Here is a 17,844-nt window from a genome sequence, read left to right on the forward strand (position 1 = left end):
GGCCTGAGCCTCTTTTTTAAAATTCTTCCGCTTTGGCCAAATTCCACATACGGAAATAAAAGTTTTCTTCATCTTTATTTTCACAGCTCAGTAATTCGCCTTCTTTCAACCAGAAATGCAGCTGGGCATAGTTTTTAATTTCCCGGTCGTTAATCCGCTGCGCCAGATGATGGGCACGAATGTCGGCCGGGTGTTTTAAACCGGCTGCCGCAATCATTTCCGACAGGGCATGCATGGTATTTTTATGGAAGTTGTAGACCCGTTCTGCTTTGGAGGGTACATGCAGTGCTTTTTGACGGTCTTTATCTTGGGTGGCGACACCGACCGGACATTGGTTGGTATGACAGCTTTGTGCCTGAATACAGCCAACGGCAAACATAAAACCGCGAGCGGAATTGACCCAGTCTGCGCCTAAGGCAAAGGTACTGGCAATATCAAAGGCACTGATAATTTTACCGCTGGCCCCGAGCTTGATTTTACTGCGCAGGCCGGCGCCAACCAAAGTGTTATGCACAAATAGTAAGCCTTCACGCAGCGGCGTACCAATATAGTCACTAAACTCAATCGGGGAGGCACCGGTACCGCCTTCCGAGCCATCCACCACAATAAAGTCAGGCACAATTTTGGTCACCAGCATGGCTTTGACGATACTCATAAATTGCCAGGGCTGACCAATACATAGTTTAAAACCCACCGGTTTACCGTCCGATAAATCGCGTAACTGCTGTAAAAACTGCAGCATTTCAATTGGGGTGCTAAAGCTTGGATGGCGCGAGGGCGATACACAATCGCGGTCACGCGGCACGCCACGAATCTGCGAGATTTCTTCTGAAATTTTATGTTTTGGCAAAATACCGCCATGACCCGGTTTGGCACCTTGAGAGAGTTTGAGCTCAATCATCTTGATATTCGGATTACCGGCCTGACGGGCAAATTTTTCCGGATCAAATAAACCTTCTGCGGTGCGGCAACCAAAGTAGCCACTGGCAATTTGCCAGACAATATCGCCACCATATTCCAGATGATACGGGCTAAGGCTGCCTTCACCGGTGTCATGATAAAAGCCACCAAGTTTGGCACCTTTATTTAAGGCACGGATGGCATTGGCACTCAGGCTGCCAAAACTCATGGCAGAAATATTTAAAATTGACGCGCTATAAGGCTGGCTGCATTGTTCATTGCCAATATGAATCCGAAAGGTTTTCGGATCAGCCGGTGGGCAGGGGCGCAAGGAATGCACAATAAAACGGTAGTCGGCTTCGTACACATCCAAAATCGAACCAAAAGGTTTATCGGCATTTTCATTTTTGGCACGTTGATAGACCAGACTGCGCTGCATGCGGGAAAAAGGCTGGGCATCCTGATCGGCCTCAATAAAATACTGGCGAATTTCGGGGCGGAAATCTTCAAAAATAAACCGGAAATGCCCCATAATCGGGTAGTTTTTCAGAATGGAATGCTTGGTCTGAATGACATCATACAGACCGACCAGACTCAGCAGCGTGGTGATTAGCCAGAGTGAATTAATTACACCATCGGACAGAAAATAATAAATATAATGTGGCTCATAAAATAGCCTAAGCCATGTAATCCCCAGCGCAATTAAAATACAGGCAAACCAGACCGAGTGACGGGAGAAGAACGTATTTAAAAGTTTATGGCGAATGGCTTGGGCTGGACTTGGCATTGTTATGATTTTTCCATTGCGAATTCAATCTTGTATTACTGTGCAGATTCTGAATAGGGCATACAAGTAATGATTTGTGAAATTTGGCAAGGGCTTTAGCACAGCTTAAAAATGAGCAATAAAATCTATAAAAATTAAAAAATAGCTGCTATGCTGAAATCATAAAAATAACAGTGCTAACACTCTGAAATTCCTTAATTCTAGGGATAGAGAACCGTTTAATAATATTGCTATATTGAAAGTTAAAAGATCGGGGAAGACAGTGGACATTACAGAATCAATATTACCGGCCCCTGTGCTGATTGTGGAAGATGAACCCATGATTCAGTCACGCCTCAGACATATCCTCCTTGAAATGGGCTACAGCAATGACATGCTGATTTTTGTTAGCCATTTAAAAGCAGCATTACAGAAAATTGAAGAACAGCCGGTGTCTTTGGCACTGGTCGATTTGGGGTTGCCAGATGGCAATGGGATTGAACTGATTGAACAGCTTCGGGCCAAAGACAGCAGTGTACTAATTTTGGTGATTTCGGCCTGGAGTACGCAAAACAGCCTGTTTTCGGCCATTCAGGCGGGCGCTACCGGTTATGTGTTAAAAGAACGCGACGATACTGAAGTGATCATGGCCATTCGCAGTATTTTAAGAGGCGGCGCACCGATTGATCCCTTTATTGCCCGGGAAATACTGTCACAGATTTCGGTGCAGAAGCCGCAGGAAATTGCCAAGCCGTTTAAAAAGCCCGATGAAGATATTGAACAGCTGACCAACCGTGAACATGAAATTCTAAATCTGGTCGCGCAGGGCCTGAGTAACCGGGAAATTGCTGAGCAGCTGTTTGTGTCGCGCTATACCGTGGAAAGTCATATCAAGCATATTTATCGCAAGCTCTCGGTGAGTAAACGCACCAAGGCAGTCAGTACAGCGCGCTCATTAGGCATTTTATGATCTACAGATTGCTCCAGTTTTGGTGCGGCTGTTGTCTTTATCTTTGTCTATCGAGTGCGTATGCAGAGCAAAGCTATGCCATAGACCCGTATTGTCAGGTTAATATTCAGTCGGTCAGCACCGTACAGACACCGGATATTCATAGCCATCCACATACAGGATGGCAACCTGTGACGTTGCCTGATCGCTGGAGTGAACGCTGGCCGGATTATAACGGTGGGGTGTGGTACAAAATTGTCTGGAACTGGTCCTGTCAGGAACCGGCCGTGCTGGATCAGTCGATTGTATTTTCTATTAATTATTTAAACAGTGCGGGTGCGGTGTTTTTAAACCGCGATTTAATCTGGTCAAACCGGCATCTGGAAGAACCACTCTCCAAAAGCTGGAATATGCCACGCTACTGGATTTTACCGATTAGCGGCCTGCGTCCCGACCAGAATGAAATTTTAGTTTATGTGCGGGGCTATGCCTTTCAATCTGCCGGTCTTGGTGATGTTTCCTTCCATAATGTCTATAACAGTTATACGGAATATCAGCAACAGATCTGGGATCGTCGTACCTTATTTGTGATTAATGCAATTTTATCGGCGACCTTGGGTGTGTTGTGTCTGGTAATCTGGCTGTTTCGGCGTAAAGAAGTTAGTTATGGCTGGTTTGCCTTAAGCTGTTTGCTGTGGCTGTTATTCGTCTCCAATATTATTAGTACAGAAACTTATCCCTTCCCGAATACCGTGATGGCGGCACAGGCCAATATTGCCTTTTTTGTACTGTATATTCTGTCGTTCATTGTCTATTTGCTACGTTTTGTGGATAAAAAATTTCCGATACTGGAAGAAACCGCCTTTATCTGTTCGGTGGCGGTGATTATGGGCATTTTCGTAACGCCACTCGATTATGCACAAACCGTTTTCGGGCTGGTATTTTTAGGCTATAGCCTGTTATTTTTCGGGGTTTTCCTGTACCTGCTGCGTTTAACCTTCCGCGTACCACGTGTAGAAAATATCCTGCTGGTGATCTGTTTAAGCCTGATTATTATTTTTGCCGCTTTAGATATTGCACTTTTGGCTGCACCGTTTGATACCGATTTACAGCCCTTATCGCCGTATACCTCACCGGTGGTGACGCTGTTTATTGCCTTAATTCTCGGGATTCGCACCACCAAAAGCATGCAGAAAATTGAGCAGTTTAACCAGCAACTTGAATATCGCGTGTTTGAGGTTCGTGAAGACTTAAAACAGAGCATGTCGGAAAAGCATTATCTGGAATTGGAAAATGTGCGTTTGCAGGAGCGGATTCATCTTTCGCATGATTTGCATGATGGCTTGGGTGCTTCGCTGGTACGCTCGATGATTATGGTCGACCAGAGCGAGCAGCCCATGAGTAACCGCCAGTTTCTGTCGATCTTGAAATTGCTACGTGATGATTTGCGGCAAATTATTGACAGTGGTTCCTCAATTGGTGCCAAAGTGCCGGAAACGCCGGTGTTGTGGATTGCGCCGGTGCGACATCGGTTCAGCCAGCTCATGGATGAAGTTGAGATGCGGGCCACCTGGAATATTGCCAGTGAATGGGTGGTGCAACCGACACCGCTGCAATGTCTGAACCTGATGCGGGTGCTGGAAGAAAGTCTGACCAATGTGGTGAAGCACAGTCAGGCCAAGCATGTACAGGTGACGCTAGATTTTCCCGATGAACAGACTTTATGTTTAAGTATTCAGGATGATGGAATTGGATTTGATACCCATGGAGTGCTCGATCATGGGATGAGTATTGGCGTACGCAGTATGAAGCTGCGTCTGGCGCGGATAGGTGCAGAGTTAAAGGTGAACTCTACACCCGGTTATACCTTAATCAAGGCGATTTTAGTGGTATCACCTCAGGATTAGGCCCTTATTCGGCCTCATCTTCTGCATCTTCGGCAGGCAGCAGCATCAGCACAGAATCATTGAGTAACTGGGCCACATCTTCCAGAATGTCTTCATGGTACAGGTCTTCATTCAGCTCGACCAATTCACCATCAGCAATCTGCTTCAGTAGCGGCGCAAACTCATCCGAAATATACAGACCTTCACCGTTGGCCCAGAACAGTAACTCGCCATCTTCTTCGGTATAGAGCAGGCGTGAAGCCGGTTCTAAAATCAGTTGATAGCCCTGATCTAGCGCATCTTCCAGATCGCCAGTACCAATTTCTTCTGCTTCTGGAATATTGTCTGGATATTTTGGCTCTGACATCAGGCTCATGATGGCATCTTCCAACACGGTCGAGTTGTGCAGTTGTGCCAGCAATTCGGCTTTTAAATATTCCAGTTCCGGCTGGGTAATTTGTCCAATCGGGCTGATCTGGTCGCGGATCAGATCTTGCAACGGATTTTTTAGCAACTGGTTGTCAGAAAACTTGTCACTGACGCGATCCATCATGTCGCTGATATTTGGCATACGGAAACCGAAAGAGAAGGTCAGGCAGTCATCTTCGGCCACGCCATAGTGCGATAAACCTGGTGGTACGTAAAGCAGGTCACCTGGTGCCAGCACTTCATCAAAATTGACGTCAATTTCTGGCAGTAATTTCAGCGGCTGGCCTGGAACAAATTCGGTTTCGGCATCACACATCTGGCCCAGTTGCCAGCGGCGATGACCATAACCTTGCACCAGAAATACATCATAAAAGTCGAAGTGTTTGCCGACCGAACCACCTTTCGGCGCATACGACACCATAATATCATCACGGCGCCACTGCGGAATAAACGGGAATTTTTTCCACAGTTCCGCCAGATCAAAAGAGTAGTGATCTACCGCTTGGACCAGCAGCGTCCACAGCTTTGGCATTTTCTGGAAATCGGCCTTTAACAGCGGTGAAGATTTTACAGACCACTGGTTCGGATCACGATCTTTCTGTTTAATTAAGCGGGCGCTGATATTTTCGTCCAGTGCCAGCTCCATGACATCACTCGGCTCAAGAATATTGGCGATTTCAGGCAGGGCATTACGCACCAGCAGCGGTTTTTTTTGCCAATATTCGGCAAGGAATTGTTCAGCGGTGATTCCGCCTAAAACGTCTAAAGGTTGAGACATGTCAAATAACTACAACATAAATTTAGCTGTTATTGTCCCTTGAGTTGTGCGGTGGTGCAAGTGATGAACTTCATCTTAAGGAAATTTAGAAAAGTGGCAGAAGGGAAAAGGTGGCGCAAAAAATGATCAGGACAGGCACCTGATCATTTTGGGTATTGCATTACCGTGTTTAGGGAATCTGCAGATTAAGCTGGCGGAGAATCTGGCACAGCTGAATTATTGGCATACCCATCAAGGTGGTCTGGTCCTGGCCAATCATCTGTTCAAACAGGCTAATCCCCAGACTTTCGCATTTAAAACTGCCGGCACAATGCAGCGGCTGTTCCAGTGCCACATAGCGCTCGATTTCATCCAGGCTCAGTTTACGGAATTTGACCTTATAGTGTTCAACCAGGGTTTGTTCAAAGCCGCTGGATTTTTGCTGTACGCTTAATGCGGTACTAAAGTAGACAATTTTGTCCGAGTTGGCCTGCAGCTGGCGAATGGCTTTTTCCGGGCTTAAGGGCTTGCCAATAAAAATATCGGGCGCACCTTCACGCCACGCCACCTGATCGGAGCCAATCACAATGGCTTCAGGATATTGCTCGGCAATACTCTGGGCTTTTTCAAAAGCCAGCCGTTTGGCCAGATCATCGGCATGGTTTTCACCTTGCGGTGATTCATCAATGTCGGGTGTCATGCACTGATAGTCGAGCTTTAAACGGTCCATCAGCTCTTTACGGGTCTGGCTGCTGGACGCCAGAATAATCGGACGCTTCATTAGACAGCATATTCCATCAAAATATCTAAGGGAACGTAAGACAGTACCGCCTGATGGCAGGCCTGAATTTTTACGGGTGGTGCTTTACCGGCCTGATAGGCTTCAACCCAGCGGGTCACACAAATACACCAGAAATCACCCGGTTTTAAGCCCGGAAATTCGACTTCAGGCAACGGTGTGATCAGGTCATTGCCAATTTTCTGGGAAAAGTTCAGAAATTCCGAGGTCATTTGTGCACAAACAGTGTGCTGGCCCAGATCCGTGGGCGCCGTATGGCAAAAGCCATTACGAAAATAGCCGGTAATCGGGTCAAAACAGCAGCTGGCCAAAGGCTCGCCTAAAACATTTAAACGGTTCAGGGTTGGATCTGGATGTATAGACATAGGCATAAAAATTATCAGGTCTGTTTTTTTCCTATCATAACAAAACTTTGGCAATCGTTAGCTTTTCTGCAAAAGAAGCTAACCTTTTTCTGCATAATCATTTAGAATCTTGGCGATTTTAATATCTAAAAAGTGAGCTATACATGAATTTTCAGCGTATGACTGACCTCGACCTGGCACAAAAGCGTGTTCTGATCCGCGAAGACTTAAACGTGCCGGTGAAAAATGGTGTGATTACCAGCGATGCGCGTTTACGTGCTGCCTTACCGACAATTAAAGCGGCTTTGGAAAAAGGCGCAGCCGTAATGGTGTATTCTCACCTGGGTCGTCCTGTTGAAGGTGAACCTAAAGCTGAACAATCACTTGCGCCTGTCGCAGCTTACCTGACCGAAGCACTGGGCCAGGAAGTCAAATTATTGACTGACTACCTGGATGGTGTAGAGGTAGAAGCAGGTCAAGTGGTGTTACTTGAAAACTGCCGCTTTAACGTGGGTGAAAAGAAAAACAATCCTGAGCTGGCAGCAAAATATGCAGCGCTGTGTGATGTATTCGTAATGGATGCATTTGGTACTGCGCACCGTGCAGAAGCGTCAACTGAAGGTGTTGCGCGTCTTGCTAAAGTTGCCGCAGCAGGTCCTTTACTGGCTGCTGAACTGGATGCCTTGGGCCGTGCACTGCAAACCCCAGAAAAACCAATGGTGGCCATTGTAGCCGGTTCTAAAGTATCCACCAAGCTGGATGTATTGACATCACTGTCTGACATTTGCGACCAATTGATTGTGGGTGGTGGTATTGCCAATACTTTCCTGGCTGCTGCGGGTTACAACGTGGGTAAATCACTCTGTGAAAATGATTTGATCGACACAGCCAAAGCCATTGCTGCCAAAGTATCTGTACCACTTCCAACGGATGTGGTAGTTGCTGATGCGTCTGAAATCAACTTTGATGACTTCTTGGGTTCACTGGCAGCTGCCAAAGCAACCGTGAAAAAAGTAGAAGATGTGGCAGACAACGACATGATTCTGGATGTCGGTCCAGAAACAGCAAAAGTATTTGCTGAGATCTTGAAAACTTCTAAAACCATTCTCTGGAATGGCCCAGTTGGCGTATTCGAAGTGGATCAGTTCGGTGAAGGGACCAAAGCCCTGTCTTTAGCGATTGCTGAATCAGAAGGCTTCTCAATTGCAGGTGGTGGTGACACCTTGGCTGCCATCGACAAATATGAAGTTGCAGACAAAATTGGTTATATCTCTACAGGTGGCGGTGCTTTCCTTGAGTTTGTAGAAGGCAAGACCTTACCAGCAGTTGCCGTATTGCTAGAACATGCTTAATTCACACACGCTTGCAAGATGACAAAAGGTTGACCTCGGTCAGCCTTTTTTATGCACTTCATTTTTTAGTCATAAAACTGTCATGTTTCTGAAATATTATGATCAAAAATCACCGGGTTGTAGGATATTCTGATGAACCAAAAATTAACTCTTGCCGCGTTACTTGCTGCATCTTTAGCTTTCACTGCATGTGCTAAAAAAGACGACAATGCAACAGCGACCACTGCAGATGCATCAGCAGCTGTAGCGTCAGAGCAAATTTCTGCAGAACAGCAAGCGGCGATTGATGCAATTGATCAGCCAGTACTTGATGAAAACAATACTGATGTGCCTGAAGAAGTGGCCAATGCACCAGCAGATGCCGCAACCTCAGACAGCGCAGCAGCGCCAGCATCTGAAGCGCAATAATTCTAAAAGCCCCGCAAATTGTAGTAATTTGTATAAAAGTCCCTGCATTGGCAGGGATTTTTTTTAAATACGACGTTTTGTTGCTGAATTGAAACAAATCCCCATGTAGAATATGCAGCATTACCTGGGAGGATATTATGGCTCTTATTTCAATGCGCCAGCTATTGGATCACGCCGGTGAACACGGATACGGCGTACCAGCGTTTAACGTAAACAACTTAGAACAAATGCGCGCAATCATGTTGGCCGCAGATGCGACGAATTCACCTGTAATCGTACAGGCATCTGCAGGTGCCCGTAAGTACGCAGGCGCACCATTCTTACGTCATCTTATTTTGGCTGCAATTGAAGAATGGCCACACATTCCGGTGGTGATGCACCAAGATCACGGTACCAGTCCTGACGTATGTCAACGTTCTATCCAGCTTGGCTTCTCATCAGTCATGATGGATGGTTCACTGGGTGAAGATGGTAAAACTCCGACCTCATATGAATACAACGTAGATGTGACCCGTCGTGTGGTACAAATGGCGCACGCATGTGGCGTTTCTGTTGAAGGTGAAATCGGTTGTCTAGGCAGCCTTGAAACAGGTATGGCCGGCGAAGAAGATGGTGTCGGTGCAGAAGGTGTACTGGATCACTCTCAATTGCTGACTTCGGTTGAAGAAGCACGTTCTTTCGTAGCAGACACCAATGTAGACGCACTGGCAATTGCAGTGGGTACTTCACACGGTGCGTACAAATTCACCCGTCCACCTACAGGCGATATTCTGGCGATTGACCGTATTAAAGAAATTCATGCGGCACTGCCAAATACGCATCTGGTGATGCACGGTTCAAGTTCTGTGCCACAAGAATGGCTGGCAGTCATTAACCAGTATGGCGGTGACATCAAGGAAACTTATGGTGTACCTGTTGAGCAGCTGGTTGAAGCGATTAAGCACGGTGTACGTAAAATTAACATTGACACCGACTTGCGTCTGGCCTCTACTGGTGCAATGCGTCGCTTCATGGCTGAAAAACCAAGCGAGTTTGACCCACGTAAATTCTTCGCTAAAACTGTCGATGCAATGAAAGATATTTGTGTTGCACGTTATGAAGCGTTTGGTACTGCGGGCAATGCCGACAAGATCCGTCCAATTTCTTTAGAGAAAATGGTAGATCGTTATAAATAATTCCTGGTGAAGTATTTATAAAAAAAGCCCACATTGCGTGGGCTTTTCTGTATCTGAACCGCTATAGTGCAGCAGAGCAGATCACATAATGCATATAAATAAGAGTAGATCATGGAACTGATTTTAGCAGCGGCCATTTGTAGTGTGGTGGTGTCGATTCTCTTGAAAGTCGCAAAGAATCGCGGCTATTCACCTTTGCAGATGATCAGCTGGAATTATGCCTCGGCCAGTGTGCTGTGTTTCTGGTGGTTTCAGCCTAATGTACAACAGCTGTCCCTCACCGAAACGCCGTGGCTGCTGATTCTGGCCTTAGGGGTATTATTGCCAAGCGTATTCCTGTTTTTAGCCAAAGCATTACAAACTGCCGGAATTTTAAAAACCGAAATTGCCCAGCGGCTGTCGGTGGTGCTGTCTTTAACTGCGGCCTATTTTATTTTCCAGGAACAGTTTAATAGCCTGAAAATTGTCGGGATTGCGCTGGGGATTGCAGCGGTACTGTGTATTTTATATTCGCATCGTGGCGGTGCATCGTCCGCCCAGGCGGGTATGCTGTATCTGGCTTTGGTCTGGGTCGGTTATGCGCTGATTGATGTGTTGCTGAAATACACTACCGGTTTAGGCCTGCAGTTTGCGCTGGTACTGAACCTGATGTTCATCTGCGCTTTTATTTTATCGTTGGGGTATATTCTGATTCAGCACAAAAGCTGGGGCAGTGGCAAAAATATAGCGGCAGGCTTAATTTTGGGGATGCTGAATTTTGCCAATATCGCGTTTTATGTCAAGGCGCATATGGCTTTAAAAGATTCACCGGCGGTTGTATTTGCCGGCATGAATATTCTGGTGGTGATTTTAGGGGTAATCAGCGGTTTGCTGTTCTTTAAAGAAAAATTAAAACCCAGCACCGCCATCGGGCTGGGTCTGGGTATCATCAGTGTGATGTGTTTAGCTTATGCGATGACGGCTTGAATTTGATGAAGCTGGCAGCAAAAATCAGCGGATGTTTGATCAGGTCCTGAAGTTCGGCAATGCCCAGTAGCAGACCGGCTTTCTGGCAGCTCGGACAATGAGGATAATGGCGTTTTTCCTGCTGATATTGATGCAAATACAGTTTATTGCATTGACGACATTCAAACTTCATTGGGAGCTGGGCAAGGATAGACATCTTTCTTCTCCGGTCTATTATTATTGTGTTGTGAAAGGGAAAGCAAAAATCAGGCCGAAATCAGGGACTTTCGTCCCTGTATTATGTAATGTAGTTCTTACAATTTGGTGAAAATTTCATCTTTATTCAGGCGTGACTTGGGAAGTTTAGCATTAAAGTCCTGCTCACTGCGATAGCCCAAGGTCAGCAGCACCGATGGAATTAAACCCTTGTCCTGTAATTCTAGTTCTTCTGTCAGAATCTGTTCATTAAAGCCGCCAATCGGGGTGGCATCTACACCTTCAATACCGGCAGCCAGCAACATCTGACCCAAGGCAATAAAGGTCTGGTTTTCGGCCCAGCGCTGAATATCACCTTTTTCATTGCGGTAATAATCCACATATCCGCTACGGCTGTCTTTCTGGCCCTGCTTGGCGCTGGCATCTTTAAAACGGCCGCTGACATCATCTTGCTGCAACAAATTGTCCAGATGTTCATCGCTAATATCGGCTTTGGTACAGAACAAAATGGTGTGAGAAGAATCTAAGACTTTAGGCGCATTGTAGGCATATTTCCCGACCAGGGCTTTGGCAATGCGCTGCTTGGCTGCATCATGCTCGGCAATAAAAAAATGCCAGGGCTGGATATTAATAGAAGAGGGGGTAAAACGGAGAATTTCGAGAAAGCGTTCAAACTGCTCTTGAGGAATTTTTTTTGCAGGATCATAGGCTTTGGTGGTATAGCGGCTGCGTACGACGTCGAGCAAATCCATAAAGATACTCCAGCAATAAGGATAAATTGAGAAAGGCTGAACCTTCAGCATCATACGCCATTTTGATGGCTTTGATGGCATATTCGCTGCAATTTTATTGTCAAAATTAACCTTAAAATGTGCTCATCGTATTTTCAGTTATTGCCCGATTAAGTGTTAAATCAAATCACAACAGCGGTTTTGAATATTGGCAATTTTTAAAAATCGGCATTTAATGGAAGTAGGTGTGGACTATAGCGAGCCTGTCGATGGACTATCGTAATCACTTTAAACATAAATTAAAAACCCAGCAGCAGATTGGTTTATGGGTCGGTCTGGCCGATGCCTATGGCACTGAAATTGCGGCCAATGCCGGTTATGACTGGTTGCTGATTGATGGGGAACATGCGCCCAGTGATTTAAGAACCACACTGGCCCAGCTGCAAAGTATTGCGGCCTATCCGTCACAGGCGGTGGTCCGTCCGCCAATTGGCAGTGTGCAGCTTATTAAACAGTTGCTGGATATTGGCGCACAAACCTTATTGATTCCGATGGTGGAAACCGTGGAGCAGGCCGAACTGATGGTTAAAGCAGTGCGTTATCCACCGGAAGGGATTCGCGGTGTAGGTGCGGCTTTGGCACGTGCCACACGCTGGAACAGTATTCCGGATTATTATGCCACTGCACATGAAAATATCTGTTTGCTGATTCAGATTGAGTCAGTTACAGGGCTGGAAAATCTGGATAACATCTTAAAAGTCGAGGGCATTGATGGGGTATTTATTGGCGCAGTAGATTTATCTGCCACTATGGGTTATGAAGGCAATCCGAACCATCCTGACGTGCAAAACGCAGTGGTTGATGCAATTCAACGAATTCGCGCATCGGGTAAAGCGGCCGGGATTTTATCGACTCAACATGACGTGACGCAAAAATATATTGAACTGGGTACCGAATTTGTCGCTGTCGGTGTCGATACCAGCGTATTAATGAATTCCTTGCGTGAGCTGCTGGCCAAATATAAAACCGGAGCGAGCTGGGTAAAACCTGAAGGGGGGTATTAAGCGGTCATTATTAACCTGACAGATGATGCAGGAGGTGGGGATTTATAGTCATCCACCTGCTGCTTAATAGGTCCAGCGTTTCAGTTGCAGGTGAGTGGTAGGCTGTTCAGGATCAATTTCCAGAATCAGTGCCTCATGCGCACGCCAGTCCCCCAGCACAATCCGCTTTTTGCCATTCAGCTCATGGATGGCTGGTCGATGGGTATGACCATGAATCAGTACATCCACCTCGGCCAAAGCCTGCGTTACCGCAGCCGGATTCACATCCATCACTTCATATGATTTGACTTCTTTAGAAGCGCGGCTTTGTTTGCGAAAACCGTTGGCCAGTTTGCTGCGAAAGGACAGCGGAGTTTTTCTTAACAGACGCAGCACGAGCGGATGACGGATAACTTTTTTAAAGCGCTGATAGGATACATCATCGGTGCACAAGGCATCGCCATGTTCCAGACGATAGCGGGTCTGGCCAATAGTGAGGGTGTCAATTTCAGGTAATAATTGCCCGTTAAACTGCTGTAAAAAAACCTCATGCAGTGCGAAATCGCGGTTGCCGACCTGAAAATACAGCTGATTGCCTGCGGCATTAAACTGTTTTAAAGCGCTGACAATTTCATCCAGCCAAGGGGCGGTGTAGTCATCGCCAATCCAGGCATTGAACCAGTCGCCTAAAATATACAGCTGGGTGTTTTGATCCTGATAAGCACGTAATAAATCTAAAAACCCCCGAACGAGTCGAGGGTGATCAGGTGACAAATGTAAATCTGAAATAAACAGATAGGTCACAATCTTTTCCTTGGAATCTCCCAACGCCCTTAAATAACGGGAGGTTGAGAGGGATTCTTATTCAGAAATGATCTTGGCAGATTCGATGACCACATTTTCTAGTGGAACATCAGCGTGGTAACCACGGTTGCCTGTACGTACGCCTTTGATTTCAGCAACTACATCCATACCTTCAACTACTTTACCAAATACGGCATAACCCCAACCTTGTGCAGTTTTGCCCGTGTGGTTCAGGAAGGAGTTGTTTTTCACGTTAATGAAGAATTGAGCAGATGCAGAGTGCGGAGCCTGGGTACGCGCCATTGCAATGGTCCCTTCGTCATTGCTCAGACCGTTGTCTGCTTCGTTTTCGATTGAATCACGGGTTGCTTTTTCTTTGAAGTTTTCATCAAAGCCGCCGCCTTGAATCATGAAACCATCGATGACACGGTGGAAAATTACGCCATCATAGAAACCGTCACGAACGTATTGAAGGAAGTTCTCAGCAGTTTTAGGTGCTTTTTCAGTGTTAAGCTCAAGAACAATACGACCTTTGTTGGTGTTTAATTCGACTTGAGGAAAACTCATTGTGTTATCTCCTAATCATGGACAAAAAAGCCATGGGTTTTTTGGTTGAGAGAAGCATAAGCAAACTGTAAACTACAAGGCAAGTAAAAACGTTATTTTCTTTGTTAAAAAGTGGGAATAGCGTTTTAATTATCCTAAATTTTTATCTAGAAGTGATTTATTAACTATGAAGCCGAATGATGCTGTTTCATCTCTGCCTAACACCCCGACACCAAGTAACCATGCCTCTGTCGATGCTGCGCAGCAAGAACAACAGCCGGGCTTAGATTTTGTGCGTCAGGTCATTACCGATGATCTGGCAGCAGGCCGTACTGAAAAAGTGATCACACGTTTTCCACCAGAACCGAACGGTTACTTACATATTGGTCACGTGAAAGCAATTTGCCTGAATTTCGGGATTGCCGAAGAATTTAACGGTTTATGTAACTTACGTTTTGACGATACCAACCCGGATGCCGAAGAACAAGAATATGTAGATGGTATTGCCAATGACGTGAAATGGTTGGGCTTTAACTGGAATGGCGAGCCACGCTATGCATCAAGCTATTTTGACCAGTTGTATAGCTGGGCGGTGCAGTTAATTGAACAGGGTGATGCCTATGTCGATTTGCAAACTCCTGAAGAAATCAAGCTGAATCGTGGTTCATTTGTCGAGCCGGGTAAAAACTCACCATACCGTGATGCGTCTGTAGAAGACAACCTGGCGCGTTTTGAACAGATGCGTAATGGTGAGCTGGGCGAAGGCCAAGCGGTATTACGTGCCAAAATTGATATGGCATCGCCAAACGTACATATGCGTGACCCAATTTTGTACCGTGTGCTGCATTCCGAGCATCACCAGACCGGTGACAAATGGAAAATGTACCCAATGTACGACTATGCGCATCCATTATCCGATGCGATTGAAGGCATTACTCATTCACTGTGTACGCTTGAATTCCAGGATCACCGTCCGTTCTATGACTGGGTGGTGGAAAAGGTAAAATCAGCGGCGGTACCACGTCAGTATGAATCCAGCCGTTTAAACGTCGATTACACCATTACCTCAAAGCGTAAGCTGCGCCGTCTGGTGGAAGGTGGTTTTGTTAAGGGTTGGGACGACCCGCGTATGCCAACTGTAGTCGGTATGCGTCGTCGTGGCTTTACTCCAGAAGGCTTGCGTGATTTCTGTAAGCGTGTTGGTGTGTCGAAATCTGACGGGATTGTCGATGTGGCAATGCTGGAATACTGCATCCGTCAGTCGCTAGAAAATACCGCAGCGCGTGGTATGGCTGTGCTGAATCCATTAAAAGTGACGTTAACCAATCTGCCAGCAGAAATGGATCTGACTCATTCGCGCCATCCAAACGTAGATATGGGTGAGCGTGTCATTCCGCTCACCTCTGAAATCTATATTGACCGTAAAGATTTCGAAGAAGAGCCACCAAAAGGCTTTAAACGTCTGATTCCGGGCGGTGAAGTGCGTTTACGTCATGCCTATGTGATCAAGTGCGACGAAATCATTAAAGATGACAACGGTGAAATTATTGAGCTGAAATGTTCAATCGACCCTGAAACTTTAGGTAAGAATCCGGAAGGCCGTAAAGTGAAAGGTGTGATTCACTGGGTATCTGCCACTAAAGGCGTGAAAGCTGAAGTGCGTATTTACGACCGTCTGTTCACCGAATCTGACCCAGAAGTCGGCGATGACTTCCTGGCGAATCTGAATCCGGACTCATTGAAAGTGGTACAAGCGGTTATTGAGCCGGCTTTAGCGCAAGCGCAAGCAGAAGATCGTTTCCAGTTTGAACGTGAAGGTTATTTCGTGGCGGATCAGTATGATCATTCCAGCGAAACGCCAGTGTTTAACCGTATTCTGGACTTAAAAGACAGCTTCAAACCGGGCAAATAAAAGCGCATTTTGCTAGATGATTGAAAAAGCCTGCTGGACTCAGCGGGCTTTTTTATGCGGTGTTGAAAATGGAAAGTAAACGTTGAAAGGAAGTAGCACGTTAAATTAAAAAAAAATTTGATTTACAGATGATCCGGTGTGTTATTTCTTTTCATCGTGTTTATAAAACAGATGGGTCGGCATCTGCATTTTGGCTTTGTCGCGCAATTTCTTTTTAATATACAGCACCAGGGCAAAACAGGTGGTGGTCAGGGTCAGCATCATGCTGTTCATATAGCTCATTAAGGAGCTGACATAACCAATGGTGGTTAAGCGGTTCATCATCCGGAAGACTTGCGGACTGCTTTCCACGCCGGTAATGGCCCAGGTGCATAAATGTTCGCAGTTGTTGATAATCAGGTGATAATTATTTTCATGCATCCGTGAACGCATCCGGCGCACCACTTTACGGCCTTTATATTTGGGTTGATCATAATGCTGCACATGCACCGGTTTGCCATGACTGAACTTGTCCAGGCTGGTGATTTCGATGGGATGTTTTTTAAATAAATGCGCAAAACCGGAATAATGAATAACACGACCACGTCCGGCATAAATCCCGTGGTGGGTGTAGCCGAAATGTTTGACAATCAGATGCGCCCCTAAAGGGAACCGTGTGTTCTGCTTGAGCATTGTGACATTAGTAAAGTGACAGGTGTATTTTAAAGCTCTAGTGTACTGCTTCTTGGCACAAGAATCGACAGGGTGGCGACAAGAATGGCTGAATTATACAACGATGAACAGGGAACAGTTGTAATGAAAAAGTTAGGACAGTACTTTGCGCAAGTCACGGCCAAGCCGCTGTTAAAACTGCTGATTCTGCTGAGTGCTTGCAGTGCAAACTGGGCGCAGGCACAGGCGCAAATCCACAGCTGGCAGCTGAAACATAGGCTGGGTGATTTTGATGTCACGGAAATCCGATCAATGGCGCAGCTGAAGCTGGTATTAAAGAATACAGCACAGCAGCCCTATCGTTATTTCACTGCGCTCCAGGATGATCTGCAACCGTGCCAGCAGCTGGAATTTGCCATGAATGCCGGGATGTTCCATGCCGATTATGCACCCGTCGGGCTGTATATTGAAGAGGGCAAGAGGGTAAGCCAGTTAAATACCCAGACCCAAGGCTGGGGCAATTTTCTGATTCAGCCGAATGGGGTACTGGCCTGGGACAAGCAGCCACTGTTGATGATCACCCAGCAGTATCAGCAGGCCAATGTGCAACCGAAATATGCCACCCAATCTGGCCCGATGCTGGTGATTGACGGAAAAATTAACCCAAACTTTATTCCGGATTCCGATTCCAGAAAAATCCGCAATGGCGTTGGGCTGAAGGATTCCACCCTGTATTTTGTGATCAGCCAGCAGCCAATAAATTTTTATGACTTTGCCCGGCTGTTTCAGCAGCAGCTTAAGACACCGAATGCGCTGTACTTGGATGGTTCAGTATCTTCTGTGTATATTGCGGCCTTAAAACGCCATCGCCAGTACCGCGCAGTTGGCCCGATGCTGGCGTATATTGATGATTCAGCCTGCGCGACTGAGCCAGAAAAATCTACTGGCCAATAATGCCCAGGGTCTGGGTTTGCTGGCTGCAGAGGCGTTTGGCATCTTCAGTCGACATTTCTTTGATTCCGGCCTCAAACTGTTTTTTCTGGAATTGACGTTGTTCTTCCGAAAGCCCCATTTTTGTGCTCAAGCTGTCCATCTTGTCCCAGGCTTCCTCACATTCTGCCGGCATACGGTCGCAGCCTGTGAGGGCCAGGCAGAGCAGTGGAAGGGTAAGAGCGCCGATCATTTTGTTATTCATAGCGGTATCCTTATTGTTATGTATTGAATTAAAAAT

Annotated in this window: 19 protein-coding genes; 9 read left to right on the forward strand and 10 right to left on the reverse strand. The window is 46.2% G+C overall.

Translation table 11 applies throughout. The features are described 5' to 3' along the window. Nucleotides 1-16: 16 nt before the first annotated feature. Complete coding sequence (locus ACPEPR_RS10145; RefSeq protein ID WP_423562387.1) at nt 17-1,687, reverse strand: FMN-binding glutamate synthase family protein; 1,671 nt, start codon at nt 1,685-1,687, stop codon at nt 17-19. Between the two features lie 262 nt (nt 1,688-1,949). On the opposite strand from ACPEPR_RS10145, the gene ACPEPR_RS10150 reads away from it, so the two are divergent. After that, nucleotides 1,950-2,636, forward strand: coding sequence for a response regulator (locus tag ACPEPR_RS10150; RefSeq protein WP_423562388.1), 687 nt, complete (start codon nt 1,950-1,952; stop codon nt 2,634-2,636). Beyond that, entirely contained in the window at nt 2,633-4,522 is a 1,890-nt protein-coding gene (locus ACPEPR_RS10155) for a sensor histidine kinase (protein ID WP_407646722.1), read from the forward strand. The genes ACPEPR_RS10150 and ACPEPR_RS10155 overlap by 4 nt, the downstream gene beginning before the upstream one ends. Nucleotides 4,523-4,526: 4 nt before the next feature. Here ACPEPR_RS10155 and ACPEPR_RS10160 read toward each other — a convergent pair whose 3' ends face one another. From ACPEPR_RS10160 to ACPEPR_RS10170, 3 genes are all read right to left on the reverse strand, one after another. After that, nucleotides 4,527-5,708, reverse strand: coding sequence for a JmjC domain-containing protein (locus ACPEPR_RS10160; RefSeq protein WP_423562389.1), 1,182 nt, complete (start codon nt 5,706-5,708; stop codon nt 4,527-4,529). 169 nt (nt 5,709-5,877) lie between these two features. Beyond that, entirely contained in the window at nt 5,878-6,468 is a 591-nt protein-coding gene (locus ACPEPR_RS10165) for a Maf family protein (protein ID WP_423562390.1), read from the reverse strand. Next, on the reverse strand, nt 6,468-6,851 hold the full coding sequence (locus tag ACPEPR_RS10170) for a DUF2237 family protein (protein ID WP_034597805.1): 384 nt from the start codon (nt 6,849-6,851) through the stop codon (nt 6,468-6,470). Before ACPEPR_RS10170 ends, ACPEPR_RS10165 begins: the two co-directional genes overlap by 1 nt. A 143-nt stretch (nt 6,852-6,994) precedes the next feature. On the opposite strand from ACPEPR_RS10170, the gene ACPEPR_RS10175 reads away from it, so the two are divergent. From ACPEPR_RS10175 to ACPEPR_RS10190, 4 genes are all read left to right on the forward strand, one after another. Next, complete coding sequence (locus ACPEPR_RS10175) at nt 6,995-8,182, forward strand: phosphoglycerate kinase (RefSeq protein WP_423562391.1); 1,188 nt, start codon at nt 6,995-6,997, stop codon at nt 8,180-8,182. A 132-nt stretch (nt 8,183-8,314) separates the two neighbouring features. Beyond that, nucleotides 8,315-8,590: a hypothetical protein gene (locus tag ACPEPR_RS10180; protein ID WP_423562392.1), complete on the forward strand. Its 276-nt coding sequence runs from the start codon at nt 8,315-8,317 to the stop codon at nt 8,588-8,590. A 137-nt stretch (nt 8,591-8,727) separates the two neighbouring features. After that, nucleotides 8,728-9,765: a class II fructose-bisphosphate aldolase gene (gene fba, locus ACPEPR_RS10185; RefSeq protein WP_005178575.1), complete on the forward strand. Its 1,038-nt coding sequence runs from the start codon at nt 8,728-8,730 to the stop codon at nt 9,763-9,765. A gap of 111 nt (nt 9,766-9,876) precedes the next feature. Further along, nucleotides 9,877-10,731, forward strand: coding sequence for a DMT family transporter (locus ACPEPR_RS10190; RefSeq protein WP_127801441.1), 855 nt, complete (start codon nt 9,877-9,879; stop codon nt 10,729-10,731). Here the strand turns inward: ACPEPR_RS10190 and ACPEPR_RS10195 are convergent. Both ACPEPR_RS10195 and nfsB read right to left on the reverse strand, forming a co-directional pair. Then, nucleotides 10,694-10,927, reverse strand: a complete 234-nt coding sequence (locus ACPEPR_RS10195; RefSeq protein ID WP_005178570.1) for a hypothetical protein — start codon at nt 10,925-10,927, stop codon at nt 10,694-10,696. The two genes, ACPEPR_RS10190 and ACPEPR_RS10195, sit on opposite strands and share 38 nt — an antisense overlap. 97 nt (nt 10,928-11,024) lie before the next feature. Next, complete coding sequence (gene nfsB, locus ACPEPR_RS10200) at nt 11,025-11,678, reverse strand: oxygen-insensitive NAD(P)H nitroreductase (RefSeq protein ID WP_005178567.1); 654 nt, start codon at nt 11,676-11,678, stop codon at nt 11,025-11,027. 248 nt (nt 11,679-11,926) lie between these two features. Between nfsB and hpaI the strand changes: the two genes are divergently transcribed. Beyond that, a complete protein-coding gene (gene hpaI / locus ACPEPR_RS10205; RefSeq protein ID WP_075166833.1) occupies nt 11,927-12,721 on the forward strand; it encodes a 4-hydroxy-2-oxoheptanedioate aldolase in 795 nt (264 codons plus the stop codon). Nucleotides 12,722-12,784: 63 nt separating this feature from the next. Here hpaI and ACPEPR_RS10210 read toward each other — a convergent pair whose 3' ends face one another. Continuing rightward, nucleotides 12,785-13,504 (reverse strand): UDP-2,3-diacylglucosamine diphosphatase, encoded by a 720-nt coding sequence (locus tag ACPEPR_RS10210; RefSeq protein ID WP_016659048.1) that lies wholly within the window; start codon nt 13,502-13,504, stop codon nt 12,785-12,787. Nucleotides 13,505-13,561: 57 nt separating this feature from the next. Continuing rightward, complete coding sequence (locus ACPEPR_RS10215; RefSeq protein WP_005178561.1) at nt 13,562-14,071, reverse strand: peptidylprolyl isomerase; 510 nt, start codon at nt 14,069-14,071, stop codon at nt 13,562-13,564. Between the two features lie 166 nt (nt 14,072-14,237). On the opposite strand from ACPEPR_RS10215, the gene ACPEPR_RS10220 reads away from it, so the two are divergent. Further along, entirely contained in the window at nt 14,238-15,962 is a 1,725-nt protein-coding gene (locus ACPEPR_RS10220; protein ID WP_104489213.1) for a glutamine--tRNA ligase/YqeY domain fusion protein, read from the forward strand. A 141-nt stretch (nt 15,963-16,103) separates the two neighbouring features. Here the strand turns inward: ACPEPR_RS10220 and ACPEPR_RS10225 are convergent, their stop codons facing one another. Next, nucleotides 16,104-16,634, reverse strand: a complete 531-nt coding sequence (locus ACPEPR_RS10225; protein WP_016659043.1) for a lecithin retinol acyltransferase family protein — start codon at nt 16,632-16,634, stop codon at nt 16,104-16,106. An 84-nt stretch (nt 16,635-16,718) separates the two neighbouring features. Here ACPEPR_RS10225 and ACPEPR_RS10230 point away from each other — a divergent pair, with 84 nt between their 5' ends. Next, on the forward strand, nt 16,719-17,567 hold the full coding sequence (locus tag ACPEPR_RS10230) for a phosphodiester glycosidase family protein (RefSeq protein WP_423562393.1): 849 nt from the start codon (nt 16,719-16,721) through the stop codon (nt 17,565-17,567). On the opposite strand, the gene ACPEPR_RS10235 is transcribed toward ACPEPR_RS10230, so the two are convergent. After that, complete coding sequence (locus ACPEPR_RS10235) at nt 17,554-17,808, reverse strand: hypothetical protein (protein ID WP_045795440.1); 255 nt, start codon at nt 17,806-17,808, stop codon at nt 17,554-17,556. The two genes, ACPEPR_RS10230 and ACPEPR_RS10235, sit on opposite strands and share 14 nt — an antisense overlap. Nucleotides 17,809-17,844: the final 36 nt, after the last annotated feature.

The sequence above is a fragment of the Acinetobacter sp. AND/436 genome (assembly GCF_049546925.1).
GTDB classification, from domain to species: Bacteria; Pseudomonadota; Gammaproteobacteria; order Pseudomonadales; family Moraxellaceae; genus Acinetobacter; species Acinetobacter indicus.

What these genes read in the sequence shown, in the direction of transcription:
- ACPEPR_RS10170 (WP_034597805.1), bottom strand. Translation starts at nt 6,851, where the DNA reads ATGTCTATACATCCAGATCCAACCCTGAACCGTTTAAATGTTTTAGGC.
- ACPEPR_RS10195 (WP_005178570.1), bottom strand. Translation starts at nt 10,927, where the DNA reads ATGTCTATCCTTGCCCAGCTCCCAATGAAGTTTGAATGTCGTCAATGC.
- nfsB (WP_005178567.1), bottom strand. Translation starts at nt 11,678, where the DNA reads ATGGATTTGCTCGACGTCGTACGCAGCCGCTATACCACCAAAGCCTAT.
- ACPEPR_RS10160 (WP_423562389.1), bottom strand. Translation starts at nt 5,708, where the DNA reads ATGTCTCAACCTTTAGACGTTTTAGGCGGAATCACCGCTGAACAATTC.
- ACPEPR_RS10175 (WP_423562391.1), top strand. Translation starts at nt 6,995, where the DNA reads ATGAATTTTCAGCGTATGACTGACCTCGACCTGGCACAAAAGCGTGTT.
- ACPEPR_RS10155 (WP_407646722.1), top strand. Translation starts at nt 2,633, where the DNA reads ATGATCTACAGATTGCTCCAGTTTTGGTGCGGCTGTTGTCTTTATCTT.
- ACPEPR_RS10180 (WP_423562392.1), top strand. Translation starts at nt 8,315, where the DNA reads ATGAACCAAAAATTAACTCTTGCCGCGTTACTTGCTGCATCTTTAGCT.
- ACPEPR_RS10220 (WP_104489213.1), top strand. Translation starts at nt 14,238, where the DNA reads ATGAAGCCGAATGATGCTGTTTCATCTCTGCCTAACACCCCGACACCA.
- ACPEPR_RS10230 (WP_423562393.1), top strand. Translation starts at nt 16,719, where the DNA reads ATGGCTGAATTATACAACGATGAACAGGGAACAGTTGTAATGAAAAAG.
- ACPEPR_RS10165 (WP_423562390.1), bottom strand. Translation starts at nt 6,468, where the DNA reads ATGAAGCGTCCGATTATTCTGGCGTCCAGCAGCCAGACCCGTAAAGAG.
- fba (WP_005178575.1), top strand. Translation starts at nt 8,728, where the DNA reads ATGGCTCTTATTTCAATGCGCCAGCTATTGGATCACGCCGGTGAACAC.
- hpaI (WP_075166833.1), top strand. Translation starts at nt 11,927, where the DNA reads ATGGACTATCGTAATCACTTTAAACATAAATTAAAAACCCAGCAGCAG.
- ACPEPR_RS10235 (WP_045795440.1), bottom strand. Translation starts at nt 17,808, where the DNA reads ATGAATAACAAAATGATCGGCGCTCTTACCCTTCCACTGCTCTGCCTG.
- ACPEPR_RS10145 (WP_423562387.1), bottom strand. Translation starts at nt 1,687, where the DNA reads ATGCCAAGTCCAGCCCAAGCCATTCGCCATAAACTTTTAAATACGTTC.
- ACPEPR_RS10215 (WP_005178561.1), bottom strand. Translation starts at nt 14,071, where the DNA reads ATGAGTTTTCCTCAAGTCGAATTAAACACCAACAAAGGTCGTATTGTT.
- ACPEPR_RS10225 (WP_016659043.1), bottom strand. Translation starts at nt 16,634, where the DNA reads ATGCTCAAGCAGAACACACGGTTCCCTTTAGGGGCGCATCTGATTGTC.
- ACPEPR_RS10190 (WP_127801441.1), top strand. Translation starts at nt 9,877, where the DNA reads ATGGAACTGATTTTAGCAGCGGCCATTTGTAGTGTGGTGGTGTCGATT.